Source organism: Pseudomonas sp. NFPP24 (assembly GCF_900112095.1).
GTDB lineage: Bacteria > Pseudomonadota > Gammaproteobacteria > Pseudomonadales > Pseudomonadaceae > Aquipseudomonas > Aquipseudomonas extremorientalis.
In genome coordinates this window covers 233,907-253,739 of sequence record NZ_FOKD01000009.1, presented here as the reverse complement: position 1 = coordinate 253,739, position 19,833 = coordinate 233,907, and the positions used below count along the sequence as shown (strand labels likewise).

The 19,833-nt window shown below is 60.9% G+C and carries 16 protein-coding genes; 4 read left to right on the top strand and 12 right to left on the bottom strand.

The features are described from left to right. The first annotated feature begins 115 nt into the window (after positions 1-115). Positions 116-1,402, top strand: coding sequence for an OmpP1/FadL family transporter (locus BM026_RS20795; RefSeq protein WP_092246886.1), 1,287 nt, complete (start codon positions 116-118; stop codon positions 1,400-1,402). A gap of 241 nt (positions 1,403-1,643) precedes the next feature. Then, positions 1,644-2,702 carry a quinolinate synthase NadA gene (nadA, locus tag BM026_RS20790; RefSeq protein ID WP_060754176.1) on the top strand — a complete coding sequence of 353 codons (1,059 nt, stop codon included), beginning with the start codon at positions 1,644-1,646 and terminating at the stop codon, positions 2,700-2,702. Between the two features lie 4 nt (positions 2,703-2,706). Here nadA and BM026_RS20785 read toward each other — a convergent pair whose 3' ends face one another. The 12 genes from BM026_RS20785 to arcD (BM026_RS20730) all read right to left on the bottom strand — a co-directional run bounded on the left by BM026_RS20785 (position 2,707) and on the right by arcD (BM026_RS20730) (position 17,021). After that, positions 2,707-3,195: an RDD family protein gene (locus BM026_RS20785; RefSeq protein WP_071489399.1), complete on the bottom strand. Its 489-nt coding sequence runs from the start codon at positions 3,193-3,195 to the stop codon at positions 2,707-2,709. A gap of 96 nt (positions 3,196-3,291) precedes the next feature. Further along, a complete protein-coding gene (locus BM026_RS20780) occupies positions 3,292-3,507 on the bottom strand; it encodes a cold-shock protein (RefSeq protein WP_071496541.1) in 216 nt (71 codons plus the stop codon). 392 nt (positions 3,508-3,899) lie between these two features. Continuing rightward, the gene (gene gcvT, locus BM026_RS20775) at positions 3,900-5,024 is read right to left on the bottom strand and encodes a glycine cleavage system aminomethyltransferase GcvT (protein ID WP_093125244.1); all 1,125 of its coding nucleotides are present in this window, start codon (positions 5,022-5,024) and stop codon (positions 3,900-3,902) included. A gap of 39 nt (positions 5,025-5,063) precedes the next feature. Next, positions 5,064-6,440: an L-serine ammonia-lyase gene (locus BM026_RS20770; RefSeq protein WP_092246892.1), complete on the bottom strand. Its 1,377-nt coding sequence runs from the start codon at positions 6,438-6,440 to the stop codon at positions 5,064-5,066. 160 nt (positions 6,441-6,600) lie between these two features. Further along, entirely contained in the window at positions 6,601-9,441 is a 2,841-nt protein-coding gene (gene gcvP, locus BM026_RS20765; RefSeq protein WP_093529906.1) for an aminomethyl-transferring glycine dehydrogenase, read from the bottom strand. Positions 9,442-9,451: 10 nt separating this feature from the next. After that, entirely contained in the window at positions 9,452-9,835 is a 384-nt protein-coding gene (gene gcvH, locus BM026_RS20760; protein ID WP_010208126.1) for a glycine cleavage system protein GcvH, read from the bottom strand. 368 nt (positions 9,836-10,203) lie between these two features. Then, on the bottom strand, positions 10,204-11,715 hold the full coding sequence (locus BM026_RS20755; RefSeq protein WP_093125254.1) for a sigma-54-dependent transcriptional regulator: 1,512 nt from the start codon (positions 11,713-11,715) through the stop codon (positions 10,204-10,206). Between the two features lie 111 nt (positions 11,716-11,826). Continuing rightward, positions 11,827-12,189 carry a DUF5064 family protein gene (locus BM026_RS20750; protein WP_058423256.1) on the bottom strand — a complete coding sequence of 121 codons (363 nt, stop codon included), beginning with the start codon at positions 12,187-12,189 and terminating at the stop codon, positions 11,827-11,829. An 18-nt stretch (positions 12,190-12,207) separates the two neighbouring features. Next, the gene (gene arcC, locus BM026_RS20745) at positions 12,208-13,137 is read right to left on the bottom strand and encodes a carbamate kinase (RefSeq protein WP_071489405.1); all 930 of its coding nucleotides are present in this window, start codon (positions 13,135-13,137) and stop codon (positions 12,208-12,210) included. 156 nt (positions 13,138-13,293) lie between these two features. Then, complete coding sequence (locus tag BM026_RS20740) at positions 13,294-14,304, bottom strand: ornithine carbamoyltransferase (RefSeq protein WP_058423254.1); 1,011 nt, start codon at positions 14,302-14,304, stop codon at positions 13,294-13,296. A 12-nt stretch (positions 14,305-14,316) separates the two neighbouring features. Next, the gene (gene arcA, locus BM026_RS20735; RefSeq protein WP_071489406.1) at positions 14,317-15,573 is read right to left on the bottom strand and encodes an arginine deiminase; all 1,257 of its coding nucleotides are present in this window, start codon (positions 15,571-15,573) and stop codon (positions 14,317-14,319) included. A gap of 20 nt (positions 15,574-15,593) precedes the next feature. Then, positions 15,594-17,021, bottom strand: a complete 1,428-nt coding sequence (gene arcD, locus BM026_RS20730; RefSeq protein ID WP_071489407.1) for an arginine-ornithine antiporter — start codon at positions 17,019-17,021, stop codon at positions 15,594-15,596. A 436-nt stretch (positions 17,022-17,457) separates the two neighbouring features. On the opposite strand from arcD (BM026_RS20730), the gene arcD (BM026_RS20725) reads away from it, so the two are divergent. Both arcD (BM026_RS20725) and BM026_RS20720 read left to right on the top strand, forming a co-directional pair. Continuing rightward, positions 17,458-18,885 (top strand): arginine-ornithine antiporter, encoded by a 1,428-nt coding sequence (gene arcD / locus BM026_RS20725; RefSeq protein ID WP_071489408.1) that lies wholly within the window; start codon positions 17,458-17,460, stop codon positions 18,883-18,885. After that, on the top strand, positions 18,882-19,742 hold the full coding sequence (locus tag BM026_RS20720; RefSeq protein ID WP_093529904.1) for a DNA-3-methyladenine glycosylase family protein: 861 nt from the start codon (positions 18,882-18,884) through the stop codon (positions 19,740-19,742). Before arcD (BM026_RS20725) ends, BM026_RS20720 begins: the two co-directional genes overlap by 4 nt. Positions 19,743-19,833: the final 91 nt, after the last annotated feature.

Below are 19,833 nucleotides of genomic sequence, written 5' to 3'. Positions count from 1 at the left end.
GTCTTTGAAATGCATAGAATTGTCCGACAATCCTGCGCATGAAAAACTCTTCATAAACCGGCCGCTCGAACGTTGGTAGCTTCCCCATCGCTGCCCCACAATTCGAGTCCTAATAATGAATAACAAAACTCTTAAAGGCGCCTTGGCGCTCGCCGTTTCCCTTGCCTCAACCCCGTTGTTCGCCGGTGGTTTCGCGCTCAATGAACAAAGCATCAGTTCAATGGGCACGGGCTACGCCGGTCGTTCCTCCTCCGCCGAAGACGCCAGCACGGTGTTCGGCAACCCCGCCGGCATGTCGCGTCTGAAGCAGAATGAAGTCAGCCTCGGCGCGACTTACCTCGATGCCAAATCCAACATCAAGGACGCCAGTTCCTCGCAGTTCGGTGCCAACAACCCAGGCACCAATAAGGGCGACATGGTGCCCGGCATTGCCGTGCCGATGGGGTACCTGGTCACGCCCATTGATGAGCACTGGGCGTTCGGCCTGGGTATCTACGCGCCGTTCGGCCTGGTGACCGACTATGAGCACAGCTTCCAGGGCAATGGCTTTGGCAACAAGAGCAAGGTCCAGGTCATCACCGTGCAGCCGACGGTCAGCTATGCCTTCAACGACAAAGTGTCGGTGGGCTTTGGCCCGACCTTCAATCGCATCAGTGGCGAGCTGGATTCCAATGTGCCGCTGGGTGGCGGAGCCGGCGAAAGCGTGAAGGTCAAAGGCGACGACAACGCCACCGGGTTCAATGCCGGTCTCCTGGTGCAGCCCCTTGAAAGTACGCGCATCGGTGTGACCTATCACTCGCAGGTGGTCTACCACCTCAGCGGCAAGACCCACGCGTCCGGTTTGATCTCCGATGCCTTCGACGGTGGGCCACAAAAGTATGACGCCAGCCTGGATGTGACTACGCCCTCTTCGGTGGATTTCTCGGTAACCCATCAACTCAATGATGACTGGACCTTGTACCTCGGCAGCACCTACACCCGTTGGAGCCAGTTGAAGAAGATCACCATCAACAACGACGGGGTCTCCGACCTCACCGCTCAATTCGGTGGCCTGGGTTCGATCACCGAACAACAGCATTGGCATGACACCTGGTCCCATGCCATTGGCGCGGCCTATCGGGTCAACAAAGAACTCGTACTGCGGACCGGTTTCTCGGTGGACCAGACGCCTACCAACAACACCGACCGCTCCGTTCGAATTCCTACGGGGGACCGCACTGTTTTCAGCTTGGGTGCTGGCTGGACGCCCGTCGATAACCTGACCTTCGATGTGGCGTATTCCTACCTCAAGGAAGAACCGATCAAGGTGCGGCAGAACCTTTCCCAGGTTGGCCTGACTTACGATGCCAAATATGAAAACAGTGCCAACGGGTTTGGTGGCTCGGTGACTTACCGTTTTTGATAAAAAAACCGGCGGTAAATACGGGAAGCCCCATGCGGGGCTTCCCGTTTTTTTGCCCGACGCAGGCGCACGCGAACACCAGATTAGGCTTTTGAAACCATTCGATATTCTGTAGCCTTGCCGAGCTTCACCTTAACCCGTGCTTGATGAACACAATCACTTCGTCCGGCGGCGCCCGAAGGGCTCCAGAGCCGGTGGTACACTCGACTTTCGCGCAACTGCGCCTGCAGGTCTTGCGAACATGACGCAAATTTCCGAACGCCTTCTGGTTCAAGCCCACCTCGACGCCAAGCAGCCCAAGGCCCTCAGCGCCGATGAAGAGGCGAGCCTGCGCACTGCCATCGCCGCCGAGCTCAAGGCTCAGGATGCGGTGCTGGTTGCCCACTTCTACTGTGACCCGGTGATCCAGGCCCTGGCCGAAGAAACCGGTGGCTGTGTCTCTGACTCCCTGGAAATGGCGCGCTTCGGCGCCGCTCACCCGGCCAAGACCGTGTTGGTCGCCGGTGTGCGTTTCATGGGCGAGACCGCCAAGATCCTCACCCCTGAAAAACGTATCCTCATGCCCACCCTGGAGGCCACCTGCTCCCTGGACCTGGGCTGCCCCGTCGATGAGTTCTCGGCGTTCTGCGATCAGCATCCCGAACGCACCGTGGTGGTGTATGCCAACACCTCGGCGGCGGTCAAAGCCCGGGCGGATTGGGTGGTGACGTCAAGCTGCGCGCTGGAAATCGTCGAAAGCCTGATGGACAACGGCGAGACGATCATCTGGGGGCCGGACAAACACCTGGGCACTTACATCCAGCGCCAGACCGGTGCAGATATGCTGCTATGGGACGGCGCCTGCATCGTCCACGAAGAATTCAAATCCAAGCAGTTGGAAGACATGAAAGCGCTGTACCCGGATGCGGCCATCCTGGTGCATCCGGAATCGCCGACATCGGTGATCGAACTGGCGGATGCCGTAGGCTCGACCAGCCAGCTGATTGCCGCGGCCCAACGCCTGCCGAATAAAACCTTTATCGTCGCGACCGACCGCGGCATCTTCTACAAGATGCAGCAACTGTGCCCGGACAAGGTCTTCGTCGAGGCGCCTACCGCCGGCAATGGTGCGGCGTGCCGCAGTTGCGCGCATTGTCCATGGATGGCAATGAACACGCTGGAGCGCACGTTGCAGTGCCTGCGTGAAGGCAGTAACGAGATATTCGTCGAGCCTTCGGTGATCCCGCAGGCTGTGCGTCCGCTCAAGCGCATGTTGGACTTTACCCAGGCCGCGCGCTTGAAGCTGGCGGGTAACGCCTGAGTCGCTACTTTTTCTGTTTGGGGATACGAACCAGCTGGCTGTCGGAATAGATGTCATGCCAGCTGCGTTTGCGCTTATCAAACAGCGACCAGATAAACCCCAGCCCTACGCACAACCACGACGCAATCGACACCACGAAGCGCAGCAACGCCTGCCACAGGCTGATCCGCGAGCCGTCAGCGTTCTGCACGCGTACGCCCCACACCTGCATGCCCAGGGTCTGGCCGGAATGAGTCCAGAACTTGGCGAAGAAGCCGAACAGCACAAACAACAGGATCGTCGACAGCAACGGGTCGCCGTCCAGCGCGCCGGATTCGGTGAGGGTGCGCATCCTGGCTTCACCGACAAACGCGATCCAGATCAGCTTGTAGATAAACGCGGTGACGATCAGCAGTGCGGTGCATAGCAGGAAATCATAGAACATCGCTGCCAGGCGACGGCCCAGGCCAACGGCGGGGAATTCGCCTTGCGGGCTCAGCAGGGGTTTCGACATGGCAGGGCTCTCTTATGAAAAAAAGCCATTTTACGAGCAAATGCACATAAAAAAGCCCCTGATGTCACCATCAGGGGCTTTTTGTCGCAGAAGAACTCAGTGGTTTTCTGCTTGTACTTCGTCAGCCTGCATGCCCTTCTGGCCTTGCACAGCAACGAATGTCACTTTCTGGCCTTCTTTCAGGCTCTTGAAGCCGTTGCCCTGAATAGCGCGGAAATGCACGAACAGATCCGGACCGCTTTCTGGAGTGATAAAACCAAACCCTTTCTCGTCGTTAAACCACTTGACGGTACCGCTCTGACGTTCAGCCATTTTCTTATTTCCTTGACGCTAAAAATTAATGACAGCCCCTTTCGCATGAAAGAGTACTGGGCTGGGTTGCAGGAAAGTAAGAGACGTCGAACGGGTTGTAGCGGACTTCTTCAGCTACTGCCCAGGTCCAGGTTCCAAGCGACCCATGCAAACACAGTGGGCAAACTCTACGCCAACTAATAGAGAAAAAACAAGCCCTGCCAAAAGCCCAGGTTTTGCTGGGGCTCATGACACTTGGTTGAACAGTGTGGAACTGACTTATTCGATAGAGTTGGTCACTTGTTATAGGTTGAACCCTCTATAAAAGACTATCGGAAGTGCACTGTTTTATGGCGGTTGCGTTACAGATTAGTGCACGTTAACGCAACCTCGTTACTTATAGAAACAGTCAATCAGCCACGATAGTAACGTTGTGGCACAAATGGCATTTTACTTACACGAAGTGGCACCTTTTTCCCACGCACCAGCGCAGAGACTTCGGTATCCAGTGCAATAAAAGCGCTGTCCAGGTAACCCATGGCGAGCGGGCCGCCGAGGGTCGGGCCGAAACCACCGCTGCACACACTGCCGATCACGGTGCCGTCTGCGTCGACAATTTCCGCGCCTTCACGCACGGGTGTGCGCTCCTGTGGCAGCAGGCCTACACGTTTGCGGCTCACGCCGGTTTGCTGCTGGGTGAAGATCTGGTCGGCGCCAGGGAAGCCACCGGCACGTGCACCGTCGGCACGGCGGGCCTTCGAGATAGCCCACAACAGGCTGGCCTCGATGGGGGTGGTGTCGGTGTTCATGTCGTGGCCGTAGAGGCACAAGCCGGCTTCCAGGCGCAACGAATCGCGGGCACCCAGGCCGATGGCCTGTACTTCGGTCTCGGCCAGCAGGCTGCGCGCCAGGCTTTCGGCATTGGCCGCAGGTACGGAGATTTCGAAGCCGTCTTCACCGGTATAGCCCGAACGGCTGACATAGCAGTCCACGCCCAGCAGGCGCAGGGCGGCGAATTGCATGAAGGTCATCTTGGTGACTTCCGGTGCCAGGCGCGCCAGCACCTTGACCGCGGCCGGGCCCTGCAGCGCCAGTAACGCACGCTCTTCGAAGAGCGGCTCGATGGTGCACTGGTCGCCGATGTGTTGGCGCAGGTGCGCGAGGTCCTGATCCTTGCAGGCGGCATTGACCACCAGGAACAGTTCGTCGTTACCCAGGTTCGCCACCATCAGGTCATCGAGAATGCCGCCCTGCTCATTAGTGAACATCGCGTAGCGCTGCATGCCCACCGGCAGGTCGATGATGTCGACCGGCACCAGGGTTTCCAGGGCCTTGGCAGCGTTGGCACCGGTGAGGCGGATCTGGCCCATGTGGGACACGTCGAACAAACCGGCTTGATCACGGGTGTGCAGGTGTTCCTTCATCACGCCCAGTGGGTATTGCACCGGCATGTCGTAGCCGGCGAAGGGCACCATGCGTGCGCCCAGTTCGAGGTGCAGGGCGTGCAGAGGGGTTTTCAACAGGGTTTCGGTGGACATATTCAGCTCCTGAAAAACGTGCTGGCGCGCTGTTAGGCGTCAGCACTCGATAATGTTGACCGCCAAACCGCCGCGGGCGGTTTCCTTGTATTTGCTTTTCATGTCGGCGCCGGTCTGGCGCATGGTGCGGATCACTTTATCGAGGGACACAAAGTGCTGCCCATCGCCGCGCAAGGCCATGCGCACTGCGTTGATCGCCTTGACCGAGCCCATGGCGTTACGCTCGATGCAGGGCACCTGCACCAGTCCGCCAATCGGGTCGCAGGTCAGGCCGAGGTTGTGTTCCATGCCGATTTCGGCGGCGTTTTCCACCTGGGACACGCTGCCGCCCAACACTTCGCACAACGCACCGGCGGCCATGGAACAGGCCACGCCGACCTCGCCCTGGCAGCCGACTTCGGCGCCGGAGATCGAGGCGTTTTCCTTGTACAGAATGCCGATGGCGGCCGCCGTGAGCAGGAAGCGCACTACGCCATCCTCATTCGCGCCGGGAATGAAGCGCATGTAGTAATGCAGCACCGCCGGCACAATCCCGGCCGCACCATTGGTGGGCGCCGTGACCACGCGCCCGCCGTTGGCGTTTTCTTCATTGACCGCCAGGGCGTAGAGGTTGACCCAATCGAGCACCGACAACGGATCGCGCAACGCCGACTCCGGGTTCTTGCACAACTGGCGATGCAGGGCCGCCGCGCGACGCTTGACCTTCAATCCACCGGGCAGAATCCCTTCGTTGCGGCAACCGGCGTCCACGCATTCCTGCATCACCTGCCAGATCTTCAGCAGGCCGGCGCGGGTTTCCGCTTCCGGGCGCCAGGCGCTTTCATTGGTCAGCATCACCTGGCTGATGGACAGCCCATAGGTGGTGCAATGGCTCAGCAAGTCCTTGGCGTGCTTGAACGGGAAGGTCAGGGGTGTGGCGTCTTCGACAATCCGGTCGGCACCGGCGGCGTCCTCATCCACCACAAAACCGCCGCCCACCGAGTAGTACTCGCGGCTGCGAATCTGGATGTTGGCGGCGTCGAAGGCACGGAAAATCATGCCGTTGGGATGGTAGGCGAGGGGTTTGCGAATCATCGCCAGGTGTTCTTTCTCGTTGAACGCAATGCGGTGTTCACCGAGCAGATTCAGGTGGCCGTCCTTGCGCATCTGCGCCAGGCGTGTTGCCACGGTTTCGGTATTCACGGTGTCCGGGTGTTCGCCTTCCAGGCCCAGCAACACGGCTTTGTCGCTGCCGTGGCCTTTGCCGGTGGCGCCCAGCGACCCATAGAGTTCCACCTTGACGCAGGTGGTGGCGCCCAGCAGGTGGTCACGCTTGAGACCCTCGACGAATCGAGCGGCCGCACGCATCGGGCCGACGGTGTGGGAGCTGGAGGGGCCAATGCCAATCTTGAACAGGTCGAACACGCTAAGGGACATGGTTGTTCTCCGGTTTCTTATTATTTTCTGAAAGTTGACTCGATCTAGTGTGGGAGGGGGCTTGCCCCCGATGACAGTGTGTCAGTCAGCTTATCTGTGGCTGATGCACCGCAATCGGGGGCAAGCCCCGTCCCACATTTGTACCCAATGCATCCTTTGGTTATGCGTAGCTCTCGATCGACGGGCACGCACACACCAGATTACGGTCACCAAACACGTTGTCGACACGCCCCACCGGCGGCCAGTACTTGCCTTCGATCAACGATGGCACTGGATACACCGCCTGTTCGCGGGTGTAGGGGTGGGTCCACTCACTTACCAGTTCAGCTGCGGTGTGGGGTGCGTTTTTCAGCGGGTTGTCGTCCTTGTCCAGCGTGCCGTTCTCCACTGCGCGGATTTCTTCGCGGATGGCGATCATGGCGTTGCAGAAACGGTCCAATTCCTCCTTGGATTCGCTTTCGGTCGGCTCGATCATCAAGGTGCCGGCCACTGGGAACGACATGGTCGGCGCATGGAAGCCGAAGTCGATCAGGCGCTTGGCCACGTCATCCACACTGATGCCGCTGCTGTCCTTCAGCGGGCGCAGATCCAGGATGCATTCGTGGGCCACCAGGCCGTTGCTGCCGGTGTACAGCACCGGGTAGTGCTCTTCCAGGCGACGGGAAATGTAGTTGGCATTCAGGATCGCCAATTGCGAAGCGCGCTTGAGGCCTGCGCCGCCCATCATGCTGATGTACATCCAGGTGATCGGCAGGATGCTCGCGCTGCCGAACGGCGCGGCGCACACCGCGCCTTCCTTGCGTTCCATGGCCGCGTGGCCGGGCAGGAACGGCGTGAGGTGCGACTTGACGCCAATCGGGCCGACGCCCGGGCCGCCACCGCCGTGGGGGATGCAGAAGGTCTTGTGCAGGTTCAGGTGGGACACGTCGCCGCCGAACTTGCCCGGGGCGCACAGGCCGACCATGGCGTTCATGTTGGCACCGTCGATGTACACCTGGCCGCCGTTGTCGTGAATGATGCCGCAGATTTCGCGGATGCCTTCTTCGAACACGCCGTGGGTGGACGGGTAGGTGATCATCAAGGCCGCAAGGTGCTCGCGGTGCTCGATGGCCTTGGCGCGCAGGTCTTCGATGTCGACGTTGCCACGTGCGTCGCACGCGGTGACGACCACGCGCATGCCGGCCATGTTGGCGGTCGCCGGGTTGGTGCCGTGGGCCGATGACGGGATCAGGCAGATGTCGCGACGTTCCTCGCCACGGCTCTGGTGGTAGGCGCGAATGGCCAGGAGGCCGGCGTACTCACCTTGGGAACCGGCGTTCGGTTGCAGCGAGATCGCGTCGTAGCCGGTGGCCGCGCACAGCATGGCTTCCAGCTCGGACGTCAATTGCAGGTAGCCGGCGCTTTGTTCGGCCGGGGCGAATGGGTGCAGGGCACCGAATTCGGCCCAGGTCACCGGGATCATTTCGCTGGCGGCGTTGAGTTTCATGGTGCACGAGCCCAGCGGGATCATGGTGCGGTCCAGCGCCAGGTCCTTGTCGGCCAGTTTGCGCAGGTAGCGCATCAGCTCGGTTTCCGAGTGATAGCGGTTGAACACCGGGTGGCTGAGCACAGGCGACTGGCGCAGCAGGGCGGCAGGCAGGGTGCTGTCTACGCTGGCGTTGAAGGCCGGCAGGGACTTGCCGTCGGCGAAGATCGACCACAGGGCTTCGATATCGGCCTGGGTGGTGGTTTCGTCAACCGAAATACCCAGGCGCTCGGCATCCACCACGCGCAGGTTGATGTTTTGTGCGCGGGCCTTGTCGTGCAGGGCGGCAGTGTTGGCGCCAGTATTCAGGGTAATGGTATCGAAGAAGTTGGCTTGTTCGACGGTCAGGCCCAGGGCGGTCAAGCCCTTGGCCAGGATCGCCGTCAGCTGGTGCACACGCCGCGCGATCTGGGTCAGGCCCTTGGGGCCGTGGTACACGGCGTACATGCTGGCGATGTTGGCCAGCAGTACCTGGGCGGTGCAGATGTTCGACGTGGCTTTCTCGCGACGGATATGTTGCTCACGGGTCTGCATGGCCAGGCGCAGGGCCGGCTTGCCGAAACGGTCGACGGACACGCCGACCAGACGGCCCGGCATGTCGCGCTTGAACGCATCCTTGGTTGAGAAGTACGCCGCGTGCGGGCCACCAAAGCCCAGCGGCACGCCGAAGCGTTGCGCGCTGCCGATGGCCACGTCGGCGCCGAACTCACCCGGTGGGGTCAGCAGGGTCAGGGCCAGCAGGTCGGCGGCCACGGCCACCAGGGCATTGGCGGCGTGGAAGCGCTCGGTCAGTTCGCGGTAGTCGAACACGTCGCCGTTGCTGGCCGGGTATTGCAGCAGGGCGCCGAAGAATGGGCTGACGTCGGTCAGTTCACGCTCATCGCCGACGACCACGTCGATGCCCAGCGGTTCGGCACGGGTGCGCAGCACGTCGAGGGTCTGCGGGTGGCTGTGGATCGAGGCGAAGAAGGCGTTGCTGCTCTTGTTCTTGCTCAGGCGCTTGCAGAAGGTCATGGCTTCGGCGGCGGCGGTGGCTTCGTCGAGCAGGGAGGCATTGGCGATCGGCAGGCCGGTGAGGTCGCTGATCAGGGTCTGGAAGTTCAGCAGCGCTTCCAGGCGGCCTTGGGAGATTTCGGGCTGGTACGGGGTGTAGGCGGTGTACCAGGCCGGGTTTTCCAGGAGGTTGCGCAGGATCGGCGACGGCGTGTGGCAGTTGTAGTAGCCCTGGCCGATGTAGGTCTTGAACAGTTGGTTCTTGCCGGCGATGGCCTTGATCTTGGCCAGGGCCTCGGCTTCGCTGAGGCCGTCTTCCAGGCCGAGCACGCTGGTGCCCTTGATGCTTTCCGGGATCACGCTGGCGCTCAGGGCTTCCAGGGAGTCAAAGCCCAGGCTGGCGAGCATCTGTTGCTCGTCTTCGTGGCGCGGGCCGATATGGCGGGCGATGAATTCGTTGGCGGTGGTGAGATTAACGGTCATGGCGCGCTCCTCAAGCTTCAGCGTTGGCTTTGATCAGGCGATCGTACGCGTCCTGATCCAACAGTTTAGCGACTGCCCCGGCATCGGCCGGTTTAAAGCGGAAGAACCAACCTTCGCCCATCGGGTCTTCGTTGACCAGTTCCGGGCTGCCGTCAAGCTTGTCGTTCACTTCGAGGACTTCCCCGTCCAGCGGCATGTACACGCCGCTGGCGGCCTTGACCGATTCCACGGTGGACGCTTCGGCGCCCTTGTCGTAGGCCTGCAACTCCGGCAGTTGCACGAAAACCACATCACCCAGCGCGTTCTGCGCAAAAGCGGTGATACCCACGGTGACGCTGCCGTCGGCTTCGGCGCGCAGCCATTCGTGATCTTCAGTGAAACGCAACTCGCTCATGGAAACTCCTCAGGGCCAGATTCGTCTGGTGGACGGGATTGGAATAATGAGGAGTTGCTTAGCAATATCGCGGCCAACGTGATTAAACCGTTGTAAATCAATAGCTTGATAAAATCGGTTATGAGGATATGCATGTTGGCTGTATCGATTTCGCTACAGTTGGGCCTGTGAAAAAAAGCCTATGTGGATCAAAGCCTTGCATGGCGCGTAAAAAACAGGGTTGTAGCGATATCGTTACGCTGTAGCGCTTTCAGTACAGCGGATGTCGTTCTCAGACCAAAATCTGTAATGCGGTCAACGTTTGGAATGGTGCCAATGTGGGAGGGGGCAGGCCTCCTCCCACATTTGACCTCTATCGACCCAGCCAGTCAGGGCTTGCCGGTGGGAATGCCGTACTTGCGCAGACGATGGGCAATCGCCGTATGGGAAGTCTGCAAGCGGCTGGCCAGTTGGCGAGTCGAGGGGTAGCTGGTGTAGAGGGTTTCCAGCAGGTTGCGCTCGAAGTCTTCCACCGCCTGTTCCAGGCTGTCGATTTCGCCGTCGCTCTGGCGCGCCACCGAGGTGCCAGCGATGTCGAGGTCGCCGATGTCCACCAGGCTACTTTCGCAGATCGCTGCGGCGCGGAAGATCACGTTCTGCAACTGGCGTACGTTGCCCGGCCAGCGGTTGCCCAGCAGCGCCGGGTAAGTGCCGGGCGCCAGGCGGCAGACCGGGCGCTGGATCTGCGCACAGGCCTGCTGCATGAAATAGCGGGCCAGCAACAGGATGTCCTGGCCGCGTGCGCGCAGGGGCGGTACTTCGACGTTGAGCACGTTGAGGCGGTAGAACAGGTCTTCGCGGAAGGTGCCTTCGCTGACCATCTTCTCCAGGTCGCGGTGGGTGGCGCTGAGGATGCGCACATTGACCTTCACTTCACGGTCGCCACCGACACGCCGGAAGCTGCCGTCATTGAGAAAACGCAGCAGCTTGGCCTGCAAGTACGGCGACATCTCGCCGATCTCATCGAGGAACACCGTGCCCTGGTTGGCCAGTTCCATCAGCCCCGGCTTGCCACCGCGCTGCGCGCCGGTAAAGGCGCCGGGCGCATAGCCGAACAGTTCACTCTCGGCGAGGTTTTCCGGCAGCGCCGCGCAGTTCAAGGCCAGGAACGGCGCACTGTGACGTGCACTGATGGCGTGACAGGCACGCGCCACCAATTCTTTACCGGTGCCGGTCTCACCCTGGATCAACAGCGGCGCATCCAACGCCGCCACGCGCTGCGCGCGCGCCTTTAGGGTGCGGATCACCGGCGACTCGCCAAGCAGCGCGTCAAAGCCCTCCGCATGATCATGGTGCAGCGCCGACAGTTGTTCACCGATGCGGTTGGGTTGGTAGAGGGTGAGCAGGGCGCCCGCGTCAGTGATCGGCGTGGCGTCCAGCAGCAGGGTCTGACCGTTGACGCTGATCTCGCGCAGCGGCAAGCGAAAGCCCTGTTCCAGCAAGGTGTCCAGCAGCGTAGGGTCGTTGAACAGTGCGCTGATGCTTTCGCCGGCCGGTTCGCGGCCATACAGGGCGATCAGCGCCGGGTTCGCGAGCAGGATCTTGCCCGCGCTGTCCAGCGCCAGCACCGGGTCGGTCATGGCGGCCAGCAGGGCGTCGAGTTGCAGGTGACGGCGTTGGCCGGGGAGGATGTCCACCACGGTCACCGCCTGCACGCCGTGCACGCTGAACAGCGCGTCGCGCAGTTCTTCGAGCACATCGGCGCTGAGGGTCGGCGCGTCGATGTAGACGTTGGGCGGCACCATCTCCACCGCATCCAGATTGAGATTGCGCCCACCGAGCAGGGCCAGGACTTCCTGGGTAATGCCGACGCGGTCGATGAAGCTGACGTGGATACGCATGGGGCGCTAACGATTCTGGGGAGCTGGAGGCGGCAAGTATGCCTTGCAGATGTTGGAGATCAAAATGTGGGAGGGGGCAAGCCGCCTCCCACCGTTGAAGCTGAGTGTCCTTTATTCCAGGTGTTCGGGTTTGATCGGGTCCCCGGCCTTCACATCCAATTGATGCCGCACATCCTCGAACATCAGGTCGTACTGCTTGTGCATCGAGCCGTTCAATACCGCGACCTTCGGCATCCCATACTTCTGCGCGATGTTCATCGCATGCCGCGCAAAGTCGAACGCCTGGTCCTTGGGCAGGAAGAACTCTTCCTTGAGGTCCTTGCCCTGCACCGAGCCATGCAGCTTGAACAGCATGCCCTTGCCCTCCTTTGGGTCCTGGCTGACTTCGTAGTCGATGCACAGGTTGTAGCTGTAGTCCTGGGCATTCAGTGCGTGACGTTCAACATGCAAGTGACCGGGTTCAAAGGTGGCCATAGGCGTCTCTCCTCTACTTCACAGATAGGTGATGCCAGGTGTTGCCGTGCTGATGCGGGTGCCGGCGCTGCCCTGGACGATGGCTTCGATGTCCGAGAGTGAACCGATGACGGCGGTTTTGCCAGTCTTGCGGGCGAACTCGCAGGCCGCTTGCACCTTGGGGCCCATGGAACCGGCGGCGAAGCCGAGCTTTTCCATTTCGTCGGGATGGGCCTGGCCGATGGCTTTCTGGGTCGGCTTGCCGTAGTCGATGAAGGCCGCGTTGACGTCGGTGGCGATCACCAGCAAATCGGCGTCCAGTTGCGAGGCCAGCAGCGAGGAACACAGGTCCTTGTCGATCACGGCCTCAATCCCGCGCAGCTTGCCGTCTTCGCCATACATCGTCGGGATGCCGCCGCCGCCGGCGCAGATCACGATAGCGCTTTTTTCCAGCAGCCACTTGATCGGGCGGATTTCAAAAATGCGTTTAGGCCGTGGGCTGGCAACAACGCGACGGTACTTGTCACCATCCGGCGCAATGGCCCAGCCTTTTTCGGCGGCGAGTTTCTCCGCTTCGGCCTTGGAGTACACCGGGCCGATGGGCTTGGTCGGGTTCTTGAAGGCAGGGTCCTTGGCGTCCACTTCCACTTGGGTGAGCAGGGTAGCGAAGGGCACCTCGAAGTCCAGCAGGTTGCCCAGTTCCTGTTCGATGATGTAGCCGATCATGCCTTCGGTCTCGGCGCCGAGCACGTCCAGCGGGTACGGTGACACCTGGGTGTAGGCCGCCGCCTGCAACGACAGCAGGCCGACCTGCGGGCCATTGCCGTGGGCGATCACCAGCTCGTTGCCGGCATGGATCTTGGCGATCTGTTCGGTGGCGATGCGGATATTGGAGCGCTGGTTGTCCGCGGTCATGGGTTCACCACGGCGCAGGAGGGCGTTGCCGCCCAGGGCTACGACGATGCGCATACAAAATGTCCTTCTGAAAGTTCTGATGACGGAGCGCGGTCAATGTGGGAGCTGGCTTGCCTGCGATAGCATCACTGCAGCCTTCTTGAAAGACCGAGGTGCCTGCATCGCGGGCAAGCCCGGCTCCCACATTTGTCCTCATTGCCAACTAGAGGTTTAGATATCTGCGAGAGCCGACACCAGAATCGCCTTGATGGTATGCATGCGGTTTTCCGCCTGCTCGAACGCGATGTTGGCCGGCGACTCGAACACCTCTTCAGTCACCTCCACGCCATTGGCCAGGTTCGGGTACCGCGCGGCGATGTCCTTGCCCACCTTGGTTTCGCTGTTGTGAAACGCAGGCAGGCAGTGCATGAATTTCACCCGTGGGTTGCCCGAGGCTTTCATCATCTTGGCGTTGACCTGGTACGGCAGCAGTTGCTCGATGCGCTCGTCCCACGCTTCCACCGGCTCGCCCATGGAGACCCAGATATCGGTGTGGATGAAGTCCACGCCTTTCACTGCTTCCTTCGGGTCTTCGGTGATGGTGATGCGTGCGCCACTTTCTTCGGCAAACGCCTGGCATTGCTTGATGAAGTCCGCGTGCGGCCACAGCGCTTTCGGTGCGCCGATGCGCACGTCCATGCCCAGCTTGGCGCCGATCATCAACAGCGAATTGCCCATGTTGTAGCGCGCGTCACCGAGGTAGGCGTAGCTGATGTCATGCAGCGGCTTGTCGCTGTGCTCGCGCATGGTCAGGGTGTCGGCGATCATTTGGGTCGGGTGGAATTCGGCAGTGAGGCCGTTGAACACCGGCACGCCGGCGAACTTGGCCAGCTCTTCGACGATTTCCTGCTCGAAGCCACGGTACTCGATCGCATCAAACATGCGGCCGAGCACGCGGGCGGTGTCTTTCATGCTTTCCTTGTGGCCGATCTGCGACGACACCGGGTCGATGTAGGTGACGTGGGCGCCCTGGTCATGGGCCGCGACTTCGAACGCGCAGCGGGTGCGGGTCGAGGTTTTTTCGAAGATCAGCGCGATGTTCTTGCCCTGCAGGTGCGGACGCTCGGTGCCGGTGTATTTGGCGCGCTTGAGGTCGCGTGAAAGGTCCAGCAGGTAGTGCAGTTCGCGGGTGGTGTGGTGCATCAGCGACAGCAGGCTGCGGTTGCGCATATTGAAAGCCATGATGGAATCTCCTTAATAGTCGATAGGGTCGCGGATGATCGGGCAGGTCATGCAGTGGCCGCCGCCACGCCCGCGGCCGAGTTCACCGGCGCTGATGGTGATGACTTCCACGCCGGCCTTGCGCAGCAGGGTGTTGGTGTAGGTATTGCGGTCGTAACCGATCACCACGCCAGGCTCCACGGCCACCACGTTGTTACCGTCATCCCACTGTTCGCGCTCGGCGGCGAAGCTGTTGCCGCCGGTCTCGACCACGCGCAGTGCCTTGAGGTTGAGGGCTGCGGCCACGGTTTCGAGGAAGTTGGTTTTCTCGCGTTGGATGTCGATGCCGTGCGGCTTGCTCTCATCCGGGCGCAGGGTGAACGGCACGATCTGGTTGACCACTTCGGGGAAGACGGTCACCAGGTCGCGGTCGCAGAAGCTGAACACGGTGTCCAGGTGCATCGCCGCGCGGGATTTCGGCAGGCCGGCGACAATCACGCGCTCCACGGCCTTGTTCTTGAACAGGTTGCGCGCCAGTTGGCCGATGGCCTGGTGGGATGAGCGCTCGCCCATGCCGATCAGTACCACGCCGTTGCCGATCGGCATCACGTCGCCGCCTTCCAGGGTGGAGGCGCCGTGCTCCTGGTCGGGGTCGCCGTACCAGATCTGGAAGTCCGCGTTGGTGAACTCGGGGTGGAATTTATAGATGGCCGAGGCCAGCAGGGTTTCCTGGCGTCGCGCCGGCCAGTACATCGGGTTCAGCGTCACGCCGCCGTAGATCCAGCAGGTGGTGTCGCGGGTGAACTGGGTGTTGGGCAGCGGCGGCAGGATGAAGCTCGAATGCCCGAGGAAGTCGCGGAACATCTCGATGGTCTTGCCGCCGAAGCTGCTCGGCAGGTCGTCGGCCGACACGCCGCCAATCAGGTACTCGCTGATTTTGCGCGGCTCCAGGCTGCGCAGCCAGGAGCCGACTTCATCGACCAGACCGAGGCCAACCGTGTTGGCGGTGATCTTGCGCTCCAGGATCCAGTCCAATGCTTCGGGGATGGCGACGATGTCGGTGAGCAGGTTGTGCATTTCCAGCACATCAATATCCCGCTCGCGCATCTTGGTGACGAAGTCGAAGTGGTCGCGCTTGGCCTGGGCCACCCACAGCACGTCATCGAACAGCAGTTCATCGCAGTTGTTGGGGGTCAGCCGCTGGTGGGCCAAACCTGGGGAGCACACCATGACTTTGCGCAGTTTGCCGGCTTCGGAATGTACGCCGTACTTCACTTTTTCCGTGGTCATTACAGATCCTCCAGTCAGAATTACAGAGTCAGGAAGCCGTCGTAGAGGCCATAGGCAGCCACCAGGGCGCCAATGACTACCGCGGCGAAAATCAGCTTCTCGACGTTGGTGAAAATCGGTTTGCCCAGTTCATGCTTGGCCTTGGCGAACAGGATCACGCCGGGGGCATACAGCAGGGCGGAAAGCAGCAGGTATTTGACGCCGCCGGCGTAAAGCAGCCAGACCGCATAGACCAGCGCGATAGCGCCGATGAACAGGTCTTTCTTGCGCTCGGCAATGGCGTTTTCGTAAGTCTCGCCGCGTACCGCCAGCAGCAACGCGTATGCCGCCGACCACAGGTAGGGCACCAGGATCATCGAGGTGGCGAGGTAGATCAGCGACAGGTAGGTGCTGGCGGAAAACAGCGTGATCACCAGGAATATCTGCACCATGGCGTTGGTCAGCCACAGGGCGTTGGCCGGTACGTGATTGGCGTTCTCCTTGCGCAGGAACTCCGGCATGGTGTGGTCCTTGGCTGCGGCGAACATGATCTCCGCACACAGCAGCACCCACGACAGCAGCGCCCCCAGCAGCGAGATGATCAAGCCGACGCTGATCAGCACCGCGCCCCAGTGGCCCACCACATGCTCCAGCACGGCGGCCATCGACGGGTTCTGCAGCTTGGCCAGTTCCGGTTGGGTCATGATCCCCAGGGACAGCACGTTCACCAGCATCAGGAACAGCAGCACGGTGATAAAGCCGATCACGGTGGCCTTGCCCACGTCGGAGCGTTTTTCCGCACGGGACGAGAAGATGCTCGCGCCTTCGATGCCGATGAACACCCACACGGTGACCAGCATCATGTTGCGCACCTGGTTCATCACACTGCCCAGGTCGGGGTTTTTCACGCCCCAGATGTCGGCGGTGAAGATGTCCAGCTTGAATGCGAACAGCGCGATCAGCACGAACAGCACCAGCGGCACGACCTTGGCGACGGTGGTCACCAGGTTGATGAACGCCGCTTCCTTGATCCCGCGCAGCACCAGGAAATGCACGGCCCACAGCAGCACCGAGGCACCGATCACCGCAGCCGGCGTGTTGCCTTCGCCGAAAATGGGGAAGAAGTAACCCAGGGTGCTGAACAGCAACACGAAGTAACCCACGTTGCCCAGCCACGCACTGATCCAGTAACCCCAGGCGGACGAGAAACCCATGTAATCGCCGAAACCCGCCTTGGCGTAGGCGTACACGCCACCGTCGAGGTCGGGCTTGCGGTTGGCGAGGGTCTGGAACACAAAAGCGAGGGTCAACATGCCGATGGCGGTAATTACCCAACCAATCAATACCGCGCCAACATCGGCACTGGCGGCCATGTTTTGCGGCAGTGAAAAGATCCCGCCGCCAATCATCGAGCCCACGACAAGTGCAACCAGTGCGCCGAGTCGTAGTTTTCCGGGAGATTCAGACATCGCATAACTCCAATGCAGGAGAAGAGAGACCACAGAATAAATCCGTGCGCTAATCAAACAGCTGACTCAGATCACTTCATTGGCACATTCCATTGTGAATTAATGACTTAGGGTAGAAGTTCGTGGGCGATGCAAATCCTCGGGAAAGCTTGGCGCAGAGCCATCTATCCCTTTTTGATTAATCATTTGGCCAAGTCTATGGACGTTTGAAGCTAGTCCGTATTCCTGAATGTGCAAACTTTTTGAACGATGTTTTACGAAGTCTCAGACCCAGGCGTATTTAAATTCTAAATACGCCTGAACGGGACGACCTGACATGCCATTGTGTTATGAGCTCGTCTGTTTTATCGCCTTCACTAATAACCGCTACACTCGCTGAGTTAATTAGCCGAGTGCACGGTTGTCAGCTCAAGTTGCAGTTCATTCAGGAGTGTTCATGTCTCAACCGGCCCAGAAACTGCGTCTTGGTGCCCTGATTGCCTTGGTGGTGGGGTCGATGATCGGCGGCGGGATTTTTTCCTTGCCGCAAAACATGGCCGCACGCGCCGAGGTGGGGGCCGTGTTGATCGGCTGGGCGATCACCGCGGTCGGCATGCTGACCCTGGCCTTCGTGTTCCAGACCCTGGCCAATCGCAAGCCCGAACTGGATTCGGGCGTGTATGCCTACGCCAAGGCCGGGTTCGGTGACTACATGGGGTTCTCGTCGGCCTGGGGCTACTGGATCAGCGCGTGGATGGGCAACGTCGGTTACTTCGTGTTGCTATTCAGTACCCTCGGCTACTTTTTCCCGGTGTTCGGCCAGGGCAACACGCCGGTGGCCATCGGCTGCGCATCATTGTTGCTGTGGGCCGTGCATTTCCTGGTGCTGCGCGGGATCAAGGAGGCAGCGTTCATCAACCAGATCACCACGGTGGCGAAGATCGTGCCGTTGCTGATGTTTATCGTGATCGCCGCCGTAGCGTTCAAGGCGGATATCTTCACTCGCGATATCTGGGGCCTGGGCAACCCGAATATGGGCAACGTGGTGGACCAGGTGCGCAACATGATGCTGGTCACCGTGTTTGTGTTTATCGGCATCGAGGGCGCCAGTGTGTACTCGGCGCGGGCCGAGAAACGCTCGGACGTGGGCCGCGCCACGGTGATCGGTTTTCTGGGCGTGCTGGCCCTGCTGGTGCTGGTGAATGTGTTGTCCCTGGGCATCATGAGCCAGCCGGAACTCGCGCAATTGCAAAACCCGTCCCTGGCCGGTGTGCTGGAGCATATCGTCGGCCCCTGGGGGGCGATGGCGATCAGCATCGGCCTGGCGGTGTCACTGCTCGGCGCCTTGTTGTCCTGGGCGCTGCTCTGTGCGGAAATCCTCTACGCCACGGCCCATGACAAGACCATGCCGGCGTTCCTGAAAAAGGAAAACGCCAACCAGGTGCCGGTCAACGCGCTGTGGCTGACCAATGTGATGATCCAAGTGTTCCTGGTGATCACGCTGTTTTCCCACAGCACCTACACCACCCTGATTTACCTGGCCTCGTCGATGATCCTGGTGCCCTACCTGTGGTCGGCGGCGTATGCCGTGTTATTGAGCGGGCGCGGCGAAACCTACGAAGATGCCCACGGCCAGCGCTTGAAGGACTTGCTGGTGGGCCTGATTGCACTCGGCTACGCCGTGTGGCTGCTCTACGCCGGGGGCTTGAAGTACCTGCTGCTGTCGGCGCTGTTGTATGCGCCGGGGGTGATACTGTTTGCCCTCGCCAAGCGTGAGCAGCGCCAGCCCTTGTTTACCCACATGGAAAAAGGCATTTTCAGCTGTGTGATCACCGGCGCGGGGCTGGCGGCGTATGGGCTGTACAGTGGGGTATTGTCGTTGTGAGGCTGACGTATCAGCCGCCTTATGATTGGACGGCGATGGTGGGTTTTCTGGCGGCGCGGGCAATTACGGGTATGGAGACCGTCGAGGCCGGCGTTTACCGGCGCAGCATCAGCGTGGGTGGCCGGCATGGCTGGCTCAGCGTCGCGCCGGGCGCGGGTGACTGGCTGGACGTCGCGGTGGATTTTCCGGAGGCGGCGCTGCCCGAGATCGAGCGGCGCGTGCGCAACATGTTTGATCTGGACGCCCAACCTCAACGGATCAGCGCTCAACTGGCGACTGATCCCTTGATGGCTCAGCTGGTTGCGGCCCGTCCCGGCCTGCGTGTGCCGGGCACCTGGGACGGCCTGGAGTTGGCGATTCGTGCAGTGCTGGGCCAGCAGATTACGGTGGTGGCGGCGATTCGCCTGGCGGGCAAGTTGGTGGCGCAGTATGGCCAACTGCTTGAGACGCCGTACGCCGGTATCACCCATGTGTTCCCCGCGCCCGAGGTGCTGGCGGCGGCGGACCTGGCCACCTTGGGCATGCCGAAGGCGCGTGGGCGGACCTTGTCCGGTGTCGCGCAGGCGCTCCTGGATGACCCTGAGGTGTTCGAACCCAAGGCCAGCCTCAAGGAAGGTGTGGCGCGCTTGGTGGCGTTGCCGGGGATTGGCGACTGGACCGCGCAGTACATCGCCATGCGCCAGATGCGTGAGGCGGATGCATTTGCGTCGGGGGATATCGGGTTGATCAATGCGTTGGCGGCACTGGAAGGAGGGCCGGTGTCGGCGCGGCAGTTGCTGGCGCGGGCCGAGGCGTGGCGGCCGTTGCGGGCGTATGCAGCGCAGCATCTCTGGACGTCGTTGCAGCGCTTAGATTGATGTTGCCTGTACTGGCCTCATCGCAGGCAAGCCAGCTCCAACACTTGACCGAGTACATCCTTTGGAATGTGGTCAAGATGTGGGAAGTGGC